General features: G+C 69.7%; 9 protein-coding genes. 7 read left to right on the top strand and 2 right to left on the bottom strand.

Annotated elements, in window-relative coordinates; translation table 11 throughout:
- Positions 1-131: 131 nt before the first annotated feature.
- The 5 genes from ABD366_RS11465 (at position 132) to ABD366_RS11485 (ending at position 7,746) form a co-directional block, all read left to right on the top strand.
- A complete protein-coding gene (locus ABD366_RS11465) occupies positions 132-1,958 on the top strand; it encodes an AMP-dependent synthetase/ligase (protein ID WP_324771091.1) in 1,827 nt (608 codons plus the stop codon).
- A 132-nt stretch (positions 1,959-2,090) separates the two neighbouring features.
- Positions 2,091-3,344, top strand: a complete 1,254-nt coding sequence (locus tag ABD366_RS11470) for an ABC transporter substrate-binding protein (RefSeq protein WP_324771090.1) — start codon at positions 2,091-2,093, stop codon at positions 3,342-3,344.
- 31 nt (positions 3,345-3,375) lie between these two features.
- Entirely contained in the window at positions 3,376-6,063 is a 2,688-nt protein-coding gene (locus ABD366_RS11475; RefSeq protein WP_324771088.1) for an ABC transporter permease subunit, read from the top strand.
- Positions 6,060-6,782, top strand: coding sequence for an ABC transporter ATP-binding protein (locus ABD366_RS11480; protein ID WP_324771087.1), 723 nt, complete (start codon positions 6,060-6,062; stop codon positions 6,780-6,782). Before ABD366_RS11475 ends, ABD366_RS11480 begins: the two co-directional genes overlap by 4 nt.
- A 172-nt stretch (positions 6,783-6,954) precedes the next feature.
- Positions 6,955-7,746, top strand: a complete 792-nt coding sequence (locus ABD366_RS11485; protein ID WP_324771116.1) for an aldo/keto reductase — start codon at positions 6,955-6,957, stop codon at positions 7,744-7,746.
- 84 nt (positions 7,747-7,830) lie between these two features.
- On the opposite strand, the gene ABD366_RS11490 is transcribed toward ABD366_RS11485, so the two are convergent.
- On the bottom strand, positions 7,831-9,573 hold the full coding sequence (locus ABD366_RS11490) for a glycoside hydrolase family 6 protein (protein ID WP_324771086.1): 1,743 nt from the start codon (positions 9,571-9,573) through the stop codon (positions 7,831-7,833).
- 168 nt (positions 9,574-9,741) lie between these two features.
- Positions 9,742-11,241 (bottom strand): cellulose binding domain-containing protein, encoded by a 1,500-nt coding sequence (locus ABD366_RS11495; RefSeq protein WP_324771085.1) that lies wholly within the window; start codon positions 11,239-11,241, stop codon positions 9,742-9,744.
- A 285-nt stretch (positions 11,242-11,526) separates the two neighbouring features.
- On the opposite strand from ABD366_RS11495, the gene ABD366_RS11500 reads away from it, so the two are divergent.
- Both ABD366_RS11500 and ABD366_RS11505 read left to right on the top strand, forming a co-directional pair.
- Entirely contained in the window at positions 11,527-14,430 is a 2,904-nt protein-coding gene (locus ABD366_RS11500; protein WP_324771084.1) for a glycoside hydrolase family 48 protein, read from the top strand.
- Between the two features lie 122 nt (positions 14,431-14,552).
- Positions 14,553-17,213 (top strand): cellulose binding domain-containing protein, encoded by a 2,661-nt coding sequence (locus tag ABD366_RS11505; RefSeq protein ID WP_324771082.1) that lies wholly within the window; start codon positions 14,553-14,555, stop codon positions 17,211-17,213.
- The last annotated feature ends 66 nt before the right edge of the window (positions 17,214-17,279 follow it).

The following is a 17,279-nucleotide window of genomic DNA, read 5'->3' on the forward strand; positions in this document are numbered from 1 at the left end:
CCCTTGTGGCCGTATTTACCCGGCTGACCTGTGCATATTCCGCGCGCTCCCGGCGACTTGGTACCCCTCCCGCCGAGGCGCGCGGTCGGGTACCGTCACCGACGCTGTGCGGAGCGCCACAAGGAGCAACTTTGCGCGAGTTCACCAACCCCGCTCTGGCGACGGCGCCGCCGGTGGGCGGCCTGGCCGACGCCGTCTTCGATCACGCCCTGGAGGATCCCTCACATATCGCCTTCGGCCGCAAGGACAAGCAGGGCCAGTGGCACGACGTCACCTCGGGCCAGTTCCGTGACGAGGTGCTGGCCCTGGCCAAGGGTCTGCTCGCGGAAGGCATCAGATTCGGCGACCGCGTCGCGATCATGTCCCCGACGCGCTACGAGTGGACGCTGTTCGACTTCGCGCTGTGGACCATCGGCGCCCAGGTCGTCCCGGTCTATCCCACGTCCTCCGCCGAGCAGGTCTTCTGGATGCTGTACGACGCCCAGGTGACGGCCGCGGTGGTGGAGCACGAGGACCACGCGATGACCATCGCCACGGTCATCGACCGGCTGCCGCATCTTCAGCGGTTGTGGCAGCTCGACTCCGACGCGGTCGGCCAGGTGTCGGCGTCCGGCACCCACATCGACGACGAGACGGTGCACCGGCACCGCCGCGCGGTCACCCCGGACTCGGTCGCCACCATCATCTACACGTCCGGCACGACGGGCCGCCCCAAGGGCTGCGTGATCACACACGCGAACTTCATGTTCGAGGCCGACACGATGGTGACCCGCTGGGAGCCGGTCTTCGCGTCCAAGCGCGACAGCGTGGCGTCCACCCTGCTGTTCCTGCCGCTGGCGCACGTCTTCGGGCGAATGGTGCAGATCGCCGCCGTACGCGGCGGCGTGAAGCTTGCGCATCAGCCGCGACTGAACGCGGCGGCGCTGCTGCCCGACCTCCAGGCGTTCCGGCCCACCTTCATCCTGGCGGTGCCGTACATCTTCGAGAAGGTCTTCAACGCGGCCCGCCGCAAGGCCGAGAAGGAGGGCAGGTCGGGGGCGTTCGACAAGGCCGTCGAGTGTGCCGTGAAGTACGCGGACGCCCAGGAGGCGAAGGCGTTCGGCACCGGCCCGGGGCCGTCGGCGTCGCTGCGGATGCAGCACTCGGTCTTCGACAAGCTGGTGTACTCCAAGGTGCGCGAGGCGATGGGCGGCCGGGTGCGGCAGGCGATGTCCGGCGGTTCCGGCATGGACCGGCGGCTCGGACTGTTCTTCGCGGGCGCGGGCGTCGCCGTCTACGAGGGGTACGGGCTGACCGAGTCCACGGCCGCGGCGGCCGCGAACCCGCCCGAGCAGACCCGCTACGGCACGGTCGGCAAGGCCATTCCGGGCACGACGGTGCACATCGCGGACGACGGCGAGATCTGGCTGTACGGCGACAACATCTTCCAGGGGTACCTCAACGACCCGAAGGCGACGGACGCCACTCTGCACGACGGCTGGCTGGCCACCGGTGACCTGGGCTCGCTCGACGAGGACGGCTACCTCACCATCACCGGGCGCAAGAAGGAGATACTGGTGACCTCCGGCGGCAAGAGCGTCTCGCCGCAGCAACTGGAGGAGCGCGTCCGGGACCATCCGCTGGTCGCGCAGTGCATCGTCGTGGGCAACGACCGGCCGTACATCGCGGCGCTCGTCACGCTCGACTCCGAGGCCGTCGAGCACTGGCTCGGCATGCGCGGCAAGCAGCTGATGACCCCCGCCGACCTGGTGCGCGACGGTGACCTGGAGATGGAGGTGCGGCGGGCGGTGGTGGCCGCCAACACGCTCGTCTCGCAGGCGGAGTCGATCCGAACGTTCCGGATCCTGGCCCATCAGTTCACCGAGGAGCACGGGCTGCTGACCCCGTCGCTGAAGCTGAAGCGGAAGTCGATCGAGTCGGCGTACGCGGCGGAGGTCGACGCGCTGTACCGCAGCTGATCCGACGCGTCACTGAGCAAGTCCAGCCTTGCACACGGCTCCTGACGGCCTATCAGAAACTGCTGCGTCGGTTATTGACGGTTCGTCAGGTCGCACACAGAATCTGCCTCACTCCGACGGAGGGGGCCGACCGTGTCGCGACCGATCCGCGCCATCACCGCCACCGTGGCGGCGCTCCTGCTCGCCACCGCCTGCAACTCCACGGCGAACAGCACCTCATCGGCAGGCGAGGGAAGTTCCGTACGAGGGGTGAGCGACGACACCGTCAGGGTCGGCGGCATCGTCTCCATGACGACCGCGAGCGGGTACAGCAAGAAGGACACCGACCTGGGCGCGAAGGCCCGCTTCGCCAGGGCCAACGCCGAGGGCGGGGTCAACGGCCGGAAGATCGACTACCTGGGCGCCGAGGACGACGGGCAGGACCCCGCGAAGAACCTGGCGGCGGCCCGCAAACTCGTCCAGCAGGACAAGGTGTTCGCCATCGCCCCGATGAGCTCGGTGACGTTCTCCGGCGCCGACTTCCTGCAGAAGCAGCGGGTTCCGACGTTCGGCTGGGGCACGCTGCCGGCGTTCTGCGGCCCGGCCTACCTCTACGGGTTCGGCGGCTGCATGGTGCCGATGCCGGGCGGCACGATCTCGCAGACCTGGCCCGAAGGCCTCAAGAACGTCACGGGCGGCGCGCGGGGCAGGTCCGTCGCGATCCTCGCCAACGACAACGACGCCGGCACCTTCGCCATCCGCACCTACAAACAGTCCTTCGCCTCCGCCGGCTACAGAGTGACGTACGCGAAGGCGTCCGTACCCGCCACGTCGGTCCCCAGCGACTGGTCCGCGTACACGAAAGAACTGCTGCGCAGTGACCGCGGCAAGGCGCCGGACGTGGTCGTCTCCGTGATGCAGACCCCGTACAACATCGGCCTGTTCACGGCCGTCAAGCGCACCGGCTTCAAAGGCGTGCTGACCGATCCGACCGACTACGACCCCGGGCTGCTCGCCAAGAGCGCGACGAAGCAGGCGCTCGACGGGGTGCACGTGCTGCTGTCCTTCCAGCCGTTCGAGTCGTCGACCGCGGCGATGAAGCAGTTCAAGGCGGACATCAGGAAGGCGGCCGACGAGGACGTCCCGTTGAGCATGCACATGATGACCGGCTACATGGGCGCCGATCTCTTCCTGGCCATCGCCGAGAAGGCGGGCAAGGACCTCGACCTCGACTCGTTCCAGAAGGCGGCGGCCGGTTTCTCGGACACCGGGACGATGGTCGGCGACCGTGAACTGCCGCGCGGGCAACGGGAATCGTTCGGCTGCGGGGCGCTGGTGCAGCTGAAGGGCGGAGCGTACCGGGTCTCGTCGCCGTTCAGGTGCTACGCGCCCATCCCGTTCAAGTAGTTCGAGTAGGCCCGCCTGAAGGGGTTCTCGCATGGCTGACCTGCTTGCGTTCGTGCTGAGCGGCCTGGTGTCGGGCGCGCTGTACGCGCTGCTCGCCACCGGGCTCGTGCTCTCCTACTCGGCCTCCGGCCTCTTCAACTTCGCGCACGGCGCGACGGCGTATCTGTGCGCGCTGGCCTTCTACGAGCTGCGTTCCGGCTTCGGCTGGCCCGCCGTGCCGACAGCGCTGCTGCTGGTGCTCGTCGTATGTCCCCTGCTGGGCTGGGGACTTGACCGGATGATGTTCCGCAAGCTGGCGCGGGTCGGCGAGAGCGCGCAGATCGTGGCGACGATCGGGCTGCTCGTCGCGCTGCCCGCTCTCGGTCTGTGGGTGGTGGAGCTGCTCGACGACGCGGGGGCCGCCGTGAAACCGGCGGAGAACCAGTTCGGCCTGCCGGGCGTCGGGCCCAGCCCGGCGGAGAGCTGGCAGCCGATGGACGGCGTCGGCGTCGACTCCGACCAGCTCATCACCTGGGTGGCCACGGCCGTCGTGGCGCTCGGCCTGTGGATCCTGCTGCGGCACACGGCCCTCGGTCTGAAACTGCGGGCCAGCGTCGACAACCGGACGCTGGTCGAGCTGCGCGGGATGAGCGCGGACCGCCTCTCGTCGGTGGCGTGGATGCTGTCCTCGGGGCTCGCGGGGCTCGCGGGCGTGCTCGCCACTCCCCTGCTCGGGCTCTCCGCGCACGACTTCACCCTGTTCCTCTTCGTGTCGGCGACGGCCGCGGTCCTCGGCCGGTTCATGTCGGTCCCGCTGGCCTTCGCCGGCGGCCTCGGCCTGGGGGTGCTGCAGAACCTGGTCGCGGGGTACGCCTCGTTCGCCGAGAAGATCACCGGGTTCCGTACGGCGGTGCCCTTCCTGATCCTGTTCGCCGGGCTGCTGCTGCTCACGCGACGCCGGCGCACGGCGGGCACGGCCGCGACGGACGCCCCGCCGGTGGACTACCTGGCGGGCAGGTCGTGGGCGCGGCGATGGGGGCCGTGGGCGGCGGCCGCGGTGCTGCTCGCGGTCTCCTTCTACACGGTGACGACGCCTTTCTGGAGCGGGATCCTCGCGCAGGGCCTGGCGATCTCCCTGGTGTTCATGTCGTTCACCGTGGTGACCGGGCTCGGGGCGATGGTCTCGCTCGCGCAGGCGTCGTTCGTGACGGGCGCGGCGCTGGTCGCCGGGCTGCTGATGAGCCACGGGGTGCCGTTCCTGGGCGCGGCGCTCATCGGGACGTGCGCGGCGGCGGCGCTCGGCGCGGTGGTGGCGCTGCCCGCGCTGCGGCTCGGCGGTCGCTCCCTCGCCCTCGCGACGCTCGCGCTGGCCTTCCTGGCGGACCAAGTCCTGTTCCAAATGGGCTGGTTGCGCAACGGCGACACCGGCTGGGAGATCCCGCGTGCCGTCCTCGGGCCCGTCGACCTCGGGGACGACCGGGCGATGGGTGTCGCCATGGTCGTGCTGTGCGCGGCGGGCGTGGCCGCGCTCAGCGCCCTGCGGGGCTCGCGGGCCGGGCGGGCCATGCTGGCGGTGCGCTCGGCCCCTGCCGCGGCGATGGCCTCCGGTGTCTCCGTGATCCGCACGAAGCTGCTGCTGTTCACCGTGTCGGCGGGGCTCGCCGGATTCGGCGGCGTGATGTACGCGTCGTTCAACACCCGCGTCACAGCGACCGACTTCACCGCGATGACCGGACTGATCTGGCTCGCCGTGGTGGTCGCGGCGGGGGTGCGCCGCCCGCAGTTCGCGGTGGTCGCGGGCCTCACGTTCGCCGTCGTACCGCATCTCGTCAGCGACTACGCGACGGAGTCGGTGCAGGTACCGGTCATCCTGTTCGGGCTGGCGGGGCTCGCGCTCGCCAACGATCCGGACGGGTACTGCGCCGCGTTCTCGGTACGCAGACACCGGCGCGGGGCGACCGCGGCCTCCCCGCCGAAGACCCGGGCGGCGACCGTCCCCGACCCCGATGCGGGACTCCAACTCCTCGACGTCCACGCCGGATACGACGGAGCGCCGGTCCTTCAGGGTGTCGGCCTGAGCGTCCGCCCCGGCGAGATCGTGGCGCTGCTCGGACCGAACGGTGCCGGGAAGTCGACCATGTGCAAGGTCGCGGCGGGACTGCTGACACCGCTCCAGGGGCAGGTCTACGTCGCCGGGCGCGCCGCGGGCCGGGAGGGTGCCGTCCGCCGGGCGCGGGCCGGGGTGGTGCTCGCGCCCGAGGGCCGCGCGATCTTCCCGTCCCTCACGGTCGACGAGAACCTGGCCCTTCAACTCCCCTCCACGCACGGCCGATCGGCGGTCTACGAGCGGTTCACCGGACTCGCCGCACGGCGAAGCGTCCCGGCGGGCTCGCTCTCCGGCGGCGAACAGCAGCTCCTCGCGCTCGCCCCGCTGCTGCACCGCCCCCCGCGGGTGCTCATCGCGGACGAGCCGTCGCTCGGACTCGCGCCCCGCGTCGTCGACGAGGTGTACCGGCTGCTCGCCGAACTCCGCGACGCGGGCACGGGGTTACTGCTCGTCGAGGAGAAGGCGTCCGAGATCCTCGGCGTCGCCGACACCGTGGCGTACCTCGCACAGGGCCGGGTGACCTGGTGCGGCCCACGCTCGCAGGTCGAGACGGAGCGGCTCACCGACGCCTATCTGGGCCTCGCGGCACCGGCACCCCGGCCCGCACCGGCCGAGGAGGCGGGGCGGGCATGAGCCACGTACTGAAGGCAGAGAGCATCGGGGTGCGGTTCGGCGGGGTGCGGGCCCTCGACGGGGTGGGCCTGCGGCTCGCGGCGGGCGAGGTGTGCGGCCTGATCGGACCGAACGGCGCGGGCAAGACGACCCTGTTCGACGTCGTCTCCGGGATCCTACGGCCAGACACCGGCCGGGTGCTCCTGGACGGCGCGGACATCACGCGGCGCTCCCCGGTGTGGCGGGCACGGCACGGGATGCGCCGCACGTTCCAGCGCCGGCAGTTGTTCGGGCAGCTCACGGTCGGGGACAATCTGCTGGTCGCCCAGGAGTGGCGGCGCGGCGGCGCGGACCCCGGCCGGGCGGCGGCGCTGCTGCGGGCCTGCGGACTCGACGCGCTCTCGGACGCGTACGCGGGGACACTGCCGGTCGGGCAGGCGCGCATGGTCGAGCTGGCGCGGGCCGCCGCCGACCGGCCGCGCGTGCTGCTCCTCGACGAGCCGGCTTCGGGCATGACGGCGGAGGAACGCGCACTGCTCGCGGCGGCGGTGCGGCACCTCGCCGAGGACGACGGGTGCGCGGTGCTGCTCGTCGAGCACAATGTGGCGTTCGTGATGGAGCTCTGCTCCCGGGTCATGGTCCTCGATCTGGGGCAGGTGCTCGCCGAGGGGACACCGGCTGCGATACGGGCTGACGAACGGGTACGCGAGGCGTACCTGGGGACGCAGACCCCGGCATGAAATTCACATACGTGACTGGCATGCTGGTGGTCGGCAAGAGTCCCGTGGTGCTCCCCCGGGCAGGAATGCACGTACTCCCGCGATCGTTGATCATGGGAGTACCAATCGACGACTTAAGGATCGACACCTCGTGAGCAAGGTCCCCCCGATCATCCTGAACAACGGCGTCGAGATGCCGCAGCTCGGTTTCGGCGTCTGGCAGGTGCCGGACGACCAGGCGGAGACGGCCGTGACGACGGCCCTGGAGTCCGGGTACCGCAGCATCGACACAGCGGCTGTCTACGGAAACGAAGAGGGCACCGGCAGGGCGATCGCCGCGTCCGCCGTACCCCGCGAGGACCTCTTCGTCACGACGAAGCTGTGGAACGCCGACCAGGGTTACGACTCCACCCTGCGCGCCTTCGACACCTCGCTCGCCAAGCTGGGCCTCGACCACGTGGACCTGTACCTGATCCACTGGCCGCTCCCGGCCAAGGACACGTACGTGGACACGTACAAGGCGTTCGAGAAGATCTACGCGGACGGCCGCGCCAAGGCGATCGGCGTCTCGAACTTCCTTCCCGAGCACGTCGACCGGCTGACCGCCGAGACGTCCATCGTCCCGGCCGTCAACCAGATCGAGCTCCACCCGCACCTCCAGCAGCGGGTCTCCCGCGAGAAGCACGCGGAGCTGGGCATCGCGACCGAGGCCTGGTCGCCGCTCGGCCAGGGCAAGGGCCTCCTCGAGGTCCCGGCGATCATCGCGATCGCGCAGAAGCACGGCCGTACACCCGCGCAGATCGTGCTGCGCTGGCACATCCAGCTCGGCAACGTGGTGATCCCCAAGTCCGTGACGCCGTCGCGGATCAAGGAGAACATCGACGTGTTCGGCTTCGAACTGGACGCCGAGGACCTCGGCGCGATCAGCGCACTCAACGAGGACCGCCGCCTGGGCGCGGACCCGGCCTCGTTCGACGTGGTCTGATCCCGCCGGCACGGTCGCGGTAGAGCTGGATCCGTCGGGGCCGGGGGTGTGGTGTTCGCCCGGCCCCGACGGAGTCGGGCTTTCTTACAGTGCCGGGTAGGCGTTCTTCATGAGCTCCTGGAACTGGGCGGAGAACCAGTGCCCGGACACCGGCGCGTTGGGCAGCGCCCCGGACAGGTGGTTGTTGTTGCGCGGGTTACCGGTGTACGTCGGGTCGCACATGCGGTCGAAGCCCTTGCCCTCGTCGTTGTCGATGGCGGTGCTCGAACCGTCCGACTCGCCCGGCGGCTTCATCCAGACGTACGCGTCGATCCCGGCGGCCGGGTTGGCCTGCGGCCGCTCACCGAGGCCGGCGCCCGACTGGTTGCACCAGTTGCCGAGGTGGATGCGGCGGTCGTAGCGCCCACCGTCCACGTACGTGTCGACGGTGGTCTTCGCACCCGGTCCGGCGGGCCGGGCCGGGCCGCCCCAGCCGTTGCGGGAGGTGTCGATCAGCATGCCGAGGTTCTGGTCGAAGCCGATCGAGACCAGCTTGGTGCGCATGGCCTGGGCGTACGACAGCTCGTCGGTGTAGCGGTTCCAGTCGACCCACTTGGACTGGCGGACCGAGACCCCGTTCACGGAGTCGTCGATGGTGAAGTTGTTCTCCTTCAGCGCGCTGTAGTTGGCGGTGTTCACGATGAAGCCGTGCACGTCGGCGAGGGTCGCGCCCTCGCTGGTGGCGGCCGTCTTGAACATGTCGGCGGAGGCGCCGAAGTTGTCGTCCCAGCCGAGCCAGCCGTGGTGGCCGGCGTCGATGTAGTTGTAGACGTTGTCGATGTCGCCGAGCTTGTCGAGGGCGTATCCGACGCCCTTCTGGTAGTTGCCGTTCGCCTTCATCACGTCACAGTTGGGGGTGGCCGTCGCGCGGGGCGTGACGTTCGTGACGAGGTTGGGCAGCGAGTCGATCTCGATCGTCGTGACGATCCGCAGGCTCGCGTACTTGGCGTCGCCGAGGATCGCCGCGATCGGGTCGATGAAGTCCGACTTGTACTTGGCGATGTCGTTCGGCCCGAGCTCGCCGTTGGAGGCGAGGGCGGCGCAGTCGCGGCCCGGGAGGTCGTAGACGACCAGCTGGACGACCTCTTCGCCGCTTCCCTTCTGGGTGAGGGCCTCGTCGAGGTGGTCACGCAGGCCCATGCCGCCGTTGACACCGTTGATGGCGGCGATGCGGTCGAGCCAGACGCCGGTGGGCTGGTTCGAGATCTTGGTCCCGCCCGGTTCGGCGGCGGCCTTCTCGGACCACTCCGGGTTCACGTACACCTTGGCGCCCGCGTACGGGTTGTCGACCCGGTCGGAGGGGCCCGTCGGGTCGGTCGGATCCGTGGGGTCGGTCGGGTCCGTCGGATCGGTGTCCCCGTTGCAGGTGACGCCGTTCAGTTTGAAGGTGGTGGGCAGGGCGTTGCTGCCGCTGTAGGACCCGTTGAAGCCGAAGGACGCGGAGGCGCCGGTGGCGAGGTTGCCGTTGTAGGAGAGGTTCTTCGCGGTGACGGCGGCGCCGGACTGGGAGATGTCCGCGTTCCAGCCGCTGGTGACCTTCTGGTTGCCCGCGTAGGACCAGGTGAGGTTCCAACTGTTCACGGCGGCGCCGTTGTTGGTGACGGTGACGGCGGTGGTGAACCCGCTGTCCCACTGGTTCTGCACCTTGTAGTCGACGCTACAGGTGGCCGCCGCGGCGCCCACGGCCACGTCGGCGGGCAGGGCGGCGGCGGTGCCCACGCAGGCGGCGCCGGTGAGGGCGAGTGCGGCGAGCGCGGCGGTGCCGGCGCGCGATCTGATACGGCTCATGGTGTGCGATGTCCCTTTCGTGGGGTGCGGGTGGTACTCGTGGGGTGCGAGGTCGTGCCGATGGAGCGGGGGGTGTCGGTCGGGAGGTGAGAGGTGGTGATCGCCGGGTGCAAGGTGGTTGCCGTGCGGCGAGGGATGGTTGCCGCCGGATGCCCGGTGATCGTCCGTTCAGCCGTTCAGCGCGCGCAGGTGATCGCGCAGACCGGCCCCGAACGCGGTCGGCGTCCCGTCGTAGTTGCTGATCAGGGACGGTCCGGAGGAGCAGTCCCAGGTGTTCCAGGTCCAGCCGAGGTACGACAGCTTGCGGTCGTCGAACCACTTCATGACACGGTCGATGAACCCGTGCGAGCAGGTGTTCTCGCCGATCTCCCCTGCCACCAGCGGGACTTGGGCCGCGACGGGCGCGAGCGTGGAGTCCCAGCAGCTCTCGGAGGCGCAGGTGTTGAAGTTGTAGACGTGCCAGGCCGCGGCGAGATTGCCGGCCGGGTCGTCGGGCCGGTGGGCGAGCCACTGGCCGAGGTCGTTGGAGTAGGCGAGGCCGCCCGCGAGGATCACGTTCCTGGCGCCCGTGCCGCGTACCGCGTCGACGAGGTCCTGCATACCGGCGACCTCGTAGCCGATGCCGGGGCAGGCGCCGCCGTCCTTCCAACAGGCCCACGCATCAGCGGTGCTGGAGGTCGCACGGTCCGGATAGGGCTCGTTGAAGAGATCGAAGACGACCGTCGGATCGTCCTTGTAGGCGCCCGCCACCGACGACCAGAACCCGGGTGCGTACCGCGCGTCCGGCATCGGCTTCTGGCAGCTGGCGTGGATGTCGGAGCAGCCGGCCGAGTTCCCCGTGTACTGGCCGTACGACCAGTGCATCTCCAGGATCGGCGTCATGCCGTGAGCCTTGACCTTGGTCACCAACTCCTTTATCGCGGACTGGTAGTTGACGCCCGCGTACTCGGGCTTGATGTTGTCGAGGCCGAGCCAGCACTCCTCGTTGAGCGGGATCCGGACGGCGTTGGCCTTCCAGTCGGCGATGGCGGCGACGGACGCGTCGTCGACCGGGCCGTCGAAGATCCCGTAACCCTGGACGCACATGAACTCGGCGCCGGAGCGGTTCACGCCGAGGATCCGGCGGGTGGCACCGGACGCGTCGACGAGCTTGTTCCCGGAGACCTTCAGGGCCGGGGCCGCGCCGTCCCCTCCCGGATCCGTCGGATCGGTCGGATCGGTGGGGTCCGTCGGATCCGTCGGGTCGGTGCCGTCGGTGTTGCAGGTCGTGCCGTTCAGCTTGAAGGCCGTCGGTACGGTGCCGGCCCCCGACCGCGACCCGATGAACCCGGCGGAGACGCTCCCGCCGGAGGGCAGCGCACCGTTCCAGGACTCGTTGACCGCGGTCACGGCCGTGCCGGACTGGGACCACTTCGCGGACCAGCCCTGAGTGACCTTCTGGCCGTCGGCGAGGTCGAAGGTCAGGCTCCAACTTGCCTTGGCCGCACTGTTGTTCGTGACCTTCACCGCGGCCTGGAAGCCGTCGTCCCACTGCCCGGTGACGGAGTACTCCACCGAGCAGGCGGGGGCGGCCGCGGACGCGGCGGTGGTCAGGGGGACGAGTGTGGCCGCCGAGACGACGCACGCGAGCAGAGTTGCACGTAACGCGTGATGCGGGGGGTGTCGCATGAGCGACTCCTTGCAGCTCGGGCGCAACCGGCACAGGCCGGCACGTCGACTGATGGAACCGCTCCCACTGGTTGCTGGTGGACTGTAGAGAAGGAACTGCCGTCAAGCAACAGACGAGTTACTAATTCTTGTTGTCGAAATAATTCGACTCTTCAAGCCTCTTGACCCTCAATTGCCGCGTCACCATCCTTGGGAGCGCTCCCACTGGTTCACAGGTTGTGACGCCCACATCACAGCCGCACCTCTTTGACCCCCCGCCCCTCCACCGCAAGGAGGAACCAGCGCATGGCAAACAGACCGGCCCGGCGGCTGTGGACCGCTGTCGCGGCCACCTTGGCACTACCGCTCGCCACCCTTGCGGCACTCCCAACCACCGCTCAGGCGGCGGCAGTTGAGTGCAGCGTCGACTACAAGACCAACGACTGGGGCTCCGGCTTCACCGCCGATCTGACGATCACCAACCGCGGTACCGCGGCGATCGACGGCTGGACCCTCACCTACAGCTACGGCGGCAACCAGAAGCTGAGCAACGGCTGGAACGCGACCTGGTCGCAGTCCGGTAGAACGGTCACCGCGAAAAGCCTCTCGTACAACGCGAAGATCGCGGCCGGCGCCGCCACCTCGGCAGGCGCGCAATTCACCTACAGTGGCTCGAATTCAGCGCCCACCGATTTCGCGGTCAACGGCACGACGTGTGCGGGCGCCCATCAGCCGCCGATCACGGTGCTCACCAGCCCGAAAGCCGGCGCTGTCTACTCGGCGGGCGACGCCGTCCCGCTCGCCGCCACCGCCGCGGCGGCCGACGGAGCGAGCATCGGCAAGGTCGAGTTCTACGACGACACGACGCTGCTCGGCACGGACACGACCGCCCCGTACGCGCTCTCCGCGGACGGTCTGGCAGCCGGCACGCACTCCCTGTACGCGAAGGCGTACGACAGTCAGGGCGCGTCCGGCGAGTCGACGCCGGTCGGCATCACGGTCGCGGCGGGCCCCGCGGTGGTCGCCTCGCCGACCCAACTCGGCGTCCAGCAAAGCAAGTCGGGCACGTTCGACGTGAAGCTGTCGACGCAGCCGGCGTCGAACGTCACGGTCGCGGTGGCCCGCACCAGCGGCAACACCGGCCTGTCCGTCTCCTCGGGCGCGAGCCTGACCTTCACGCCGTCGAACTGGAACACGGCGCAGAAGGTGACGGTCGCCGCCGACGCCTCCGGCACCGGCGCGGCCACCTTCACCGTGTCGGCTCCCGGCCACACCAAGGCCACGGTCACCGTCACGCAGCTCGCCGCCTCCAAGACGTACGACGCCCGCTTCCTCGATCTCTACGGGAAGATCACCAACCCGGCGAACGGCTACTTCTCGCCGGAGGGTGTCCCGTACCACTCGGTCGAGACGCTGATCGTCGAGGCGCCCGACCACGGCCACGAGACGACGTCGGAGGCGTACAGCTACCTGCTGTGGCTCCAGGCGATGTACGGCAAGGTCAGCGGCGACTGGTCGAAGTTCAACGGGGCGTGGACGATCATGGAGAAGTACATGATCCCCACGCACGCGGACCAGCCGACGAACTCCTCCTACAACGCCTCGAAGCCCGCGACGTACGCACCCGAGCACGATCTGCCGTCCCAGTACCCGGCCAAGCTCGATCCGTCGGTCCCGGTCGGCAGTGACCCGATCGCGGCGGAGCTGAAGAGCGCGTACGGCACGGACGACGTCTACGGCATGCACTGGTTGCAGGACGTCGACAACGTCTACGGCTACGGGAACGAGCCCGGCAAGTGCGAAGCGGGCCCGACCGCTACCGGCCCGTCCTACATCAACACCTTCCAGCGCGGTGCGCAGGAGTCGGTGTGGGAGACGGTTCCGCAGCCGACGTGCGACGCCTTCAAGTACGGCGGAAAAAACGGGTACTTGGACCTGTTCACCGGCGACTCCTCCTACGCCAAGCAGTGGAAGTTCACGAACGCGCCGGACGCCGACGCGCGGGCCGTGCAGGCCGCGTACTGGGCGGACGTGTGGGCCAAGCAGCAGGGCAAGGGTTCCGACGTCTCGGCGACCGTCGGCAAGGCCGCCAAGATGGGTGACTACCTGCGGTACTCGATGTACGACAAGTACTTCAAGAAGGTCGGGAACTGCACCGGGCCGGCGACCTGCCCGGCCGGCACCGGCAAGGACGCCTCGCACTACCTGATGTCCTGGTACTACGCGTGGGGCGGCGCGACGGACACCTCGGCGGGCTGGGCCTGGCGCATCGGTTCGAGCCACACCCACGGCGGCTACCAGAACCCCCTCGCCGCCTACGCCCTCTCCTCGTCCGCCGACCTGAAGCCCAAATCGGCCACGGGCCAGGCGGACTGGGCGAAGTCGCTCGACCGGCAGCTGGAGTTCTACCGCTGGCTCCAGTCGGACGAGGGTGGCATCGCGGGCGGCGCGACGAACAGCTGGGGCGGCAGCTACGGCACCCCGCCGTCCGGCACGCCGACGTTCTACGGCATGTACTACGACGAGGCGCCGGTCTACCACGACCCACCGTCGAACCAGTGGTTCGGCTTCCAGGCGTGGTCGATGGAGCGCGTCGCCGAGTACTACCAGCAGTCGGGCGACGCCGACGCGAAGGCCGTCCTGGACAAGTGGGTCGACTGGGCCCTGTCCGAGACGACCATCAACCCCGACGGTACGTTCCGGATCCCGTCGACGCTCCAGTGGTCGGGCAAGCCCGACACCTGGAACGCCTCAAGTCCCGGTGCGAACAGCGGACTTCACGTCACCGTCGCCGACTACACGAACGATGTCGGTGTCGCGGCGGCGTACGCGAAGACCCTGACGTACTACGCCGCCAAGTCCGGTGACACGCAGGCGAAGACGGTGGCGAAGGCGCTGCTCGACGGCATGTGGGAGCACGACCAGGACGCGCTCGGCATCGCCGTGCCCGAGACCCGGGCCGACTACAGCCGGTTCGACGACCCGGTCTACATCCCGAGCGGCTGGACCGGCACCATGCCGAACGGCGACGCAATCAACTCCTCGTCCACCTTCTCCTCGCTGCGCTCCTTCTACAAGAGCGACCCCAACTGGTCGAAGATCGAGACCTACTTGGCGGGCGGCGCGGCACCGACGTTCACGTACCACCGGTTCTGGGCCCAGGCGGACATCGCGCTCGCCATGGGTTCATACGCGGAGCTGCTCGAATAGACGCCCCGCCGGCGACGGCTCCGTGCACATCGGGCCGGGCGGTCCCCCTCCCCGGGGTCCGTCCGGCCCTCTCCCCTGCTCCTCCCTCACCCCCTCCCCCGGTATCCGCAACTGGAGATCTCATGCGCAGACCCCGCTTGCCCCTGGCAGGCGTACTCGCTCTCGTGGCGGGCCTGTTGACGACGGGCGTGGCCTCCGCGGCCGAAGCGCCGGCCGCCCCCCGCACGGCCGTCGCTGCCGACTCGTACACCTGGAAGAACGCCCGGATAGACGGCGGCGGGTTCGTCCCCGGCATCGTCTTCAACCGCACCGAGAAGAACCTCGCCTACGCCCGCACCGACATCGGCGGCGCCTACCGCTGGAACCAGACGGCGAAGTCCTGGACGCCGCTGCTCGACTCGGTCGGCTGGAACGACTGGGGCCACACGGGCGTCGCCTCCCTCGCGTCGGACTCCGTCGACCCGGACAAGGTCTACGCGGCCGTCGGCACGTACACGAACGACTGGGACCCGGGCAACGGCGCGATCCTGCGCTCCGCCGACCGCGGCGCGACCTGGAAGAAGACGGACCTCCCCTTCAAGCTCGGCGGCAACATGCCGGGCCGCGGCATGGGTGAACGCCTCGCGATCGACCCGCACGACAACAAGGTCCTGTACCTGGGCGCGCCGAGCGGCAAGGGCCTGTGGCGCTCGACGGACGCGGGCGTGACGTGGGCGCAGGTGACGGCGTTCCCGAACCCCGGCACCTACCGGCAGGACCCGTCCGACACGTCCGGCTACGCCTCCGACCTCCAGGGCGTGGTGTGGGTGACGTTCGACGAGTCGACGGGTACGGGCACCTCGCGCACCCAGACCGTCTACGCGGGTGTGGCCGACAAGGACAACTCGGTCTACCGCTCGACGGACGCGGGCGCGACGTGGCAGCGCGTCGCCGGCCAGCCCACCGGCTACCTCCCTCACAAGGGCGTCCTGGACGCGGAGAACGGCTACCTCTACCTCGCGTACAGCGACACGGGCGGCCCCTATGACGGCGGCAAGGGCCAGGTGTGGCGGTACGCGACGAAGACCGGTGAGTGGAAGAACATCAGCCCGGCCGCGGAGGCGGACACCTACTACGGCTTCAGCGGTCTGACCGTCGACCGGCAGCACCCCGGCACGGTCATGGTCTCCGGCTACAGCTCCTGGTGGCCCGACACGCTGATCTTCCGCTCCACGGACAGCGGCGGTACGTGGACGAAGGCCTGGGACTACTCCTCGTATCCCGAGCGCGCGAACCGCTACACGATGGACGTCTCCTCCGTGCCCTGGCTGACGTGGGGCGCGAATCCGGCCCCGCCCGAGCAGACGCCGAAGCTGGGCTGGATGACGGAGGCGCTGGAGATCGACCCGTTCGACTCGAACCGCATGATGTACGGGACGGGCGCGACGATCTACGGGGCCGAGGACCTGGGGAAATGGGACACGGGCGGCAAGATCTCCATCACCCCCATGGTGAAGGGCCTGGAGGAGACGGCGGTCAACGACCTGGCGTCCCCGCCCTCCGGCGCTCCGCTGCTCAGCGCGCTCGGTGACATCGGCGGCTTCCGCCACACGGACCTCACGAAGGTCCCGCCGATGATGTTCACGAGCCCGAACTTCACGACCACGACGAGCCTGGACTTCGCCGAGTCGAAACCGGACACGGTCGTTCGCGTCGGCAACGTCGACACGGGCGCGCACGTCGCGTTCTCGAACGACAACGGTGCCAACTGGTACGCGGGCAGCGACCCGTCGGGCGTCACGGGAGGCGGCACGGTCGCGGCGTCGTCGGACGGCAGCCGGTACGTGTGGAGCCCGGAGGGCGCGGGTGTGCAGACCGGGTCGGGATCGTCGTGGACGGCGTCGAGCGGAGTGCCGGCGGGTGCGGTCGTGGAGTCGGACCGCGTGGACGCGAAGACCTTCTACGCCTTCAAGTCTGGTACTTTCTACGCGAGTTCGGACGGCGGCGCGACTTTCGCCGCGAAGGCTTCGAGCGGGCTGCCCACGGACGGGCCGGTGCGGTTCAAGGCGGTGCCGGGCGCGAAGGGCGACATCTGGCTGTCGGGCGGCTCGGCGCAGGGCGCGTACGGCCTGTGGCACTCGACGGACGGCGGCGCCACGTTCACGAAGCTCTCGAACGTCGCCGAGGCGGACACGGTCGGCTTCGGCAAGGCGGCGCCGGGCGCGAGCTACCAGACGCTGTTCACCAGCGCGAAGATCGGCGGTGTCCGGGGCATCTTCCGTTCCACGGACGCGGGCGCGACCTGGACCCGGATCAACGACGACGCCCACCAGTGGGGCTGGACGGGCGCGGCCATCACGGGCGACCCGCGGGTCTACGGCCGGGTGTACGTGGCGACGAACGGGCGGGGCGTCATCTACGGGGAGACGGCGGACACTCCGACAGACCCCGGTGACGGTGGCGGGGACGGTGGTTCCGGCGACGCCGCCTGCAAGGTCACGTACAAGATCACCAATGAATGGCCGGGCGGCTTCCAGGCCGACGTGACGGTGACGAACACGGGCACGGCGGCGTGGGACGGCTGGTCGCTGGGGTGGACGTTCCCGGACGGGCAGAAGCTGACGCAGGCGTGGAACGCGGAGGCGAGCCAGTCGGGTGCGACGGTGACGGCGAAGAACGTGAGCTGGAACGGGAAGGTGGCCGCGGGCAGCTCGGCGGCGTTCGGCTTCACGGGAAGCCGGTCCTCGGGGAACGGCGTACCGGCGGCCTTCACGGTCGGCGGGAAGGAGTGCGGGACCGGCTGACAGCGACGGCCATGTGTGGCGGGCGGCCGGGCGCTACTTGACTCCCGGCCGCCCCGGCCGCCCGGT

The organism is Streptomyces kunmingensis (assembly GCF_039533535.1).
Classification (GTDB): Bacteria; Actinomycetota; Actinomycetes; order Streptomycetales; family Streptomycetaceae; genus Streptomyces; species Streptomyces kunmingensis.

Coding starts and splice junctions, on each gene's coding strand:
- ABD366_RS11475 (WP_324771088.1), top strand. CDS start 3,376: ATGGCTGACCTGCTTGCGTTCGTGCTGAGCGGCCTGGTGTCGGGCGCG.
- ABD366_RS11480 (WP_324771087.1), top strand. CDS start 6,060: ATGAGCCACGTACTGAAGGCAGAGAGCATCGGGGTGCGGTTCGGCGGG.
- ABD366_RS11485 (WP_324771116.1), top strand. CDS start 6,955: ATGCCGCAGCTCGGTTTCGGCGTCTGGCAGGTGCCGGACGACCAGGCG.
- ABD366_RS11490 (WP_324771086.1), bottom strand. CDS start 9,573: ATGAGCCGTATCAGATCGCGCGCCGGCACCGCCGCGCTCGCCGCACTC.
- ABD366_RS11495 (WP_324771085.1), bottom strand. CDS start 11,241: ATGCGACACCCCCCGCATCACGCGTTACGTGCAACTCTGCTCGCGTGC.
- ABD366_RS11500 (WP_324771084.1), top strand. CDS start 11,527: ATGGCAAACAGACCGGCCCGGCGGCTGTGGACCGCTGTCGCGGCCACC.
- ABD366_RS11505 (WP_324771082.1), top strand. CDS start 14,553: ATGCGCAGACCCCGCTTGCCCCTGGCAGGCGTACTCGCTCTCGTGGCG.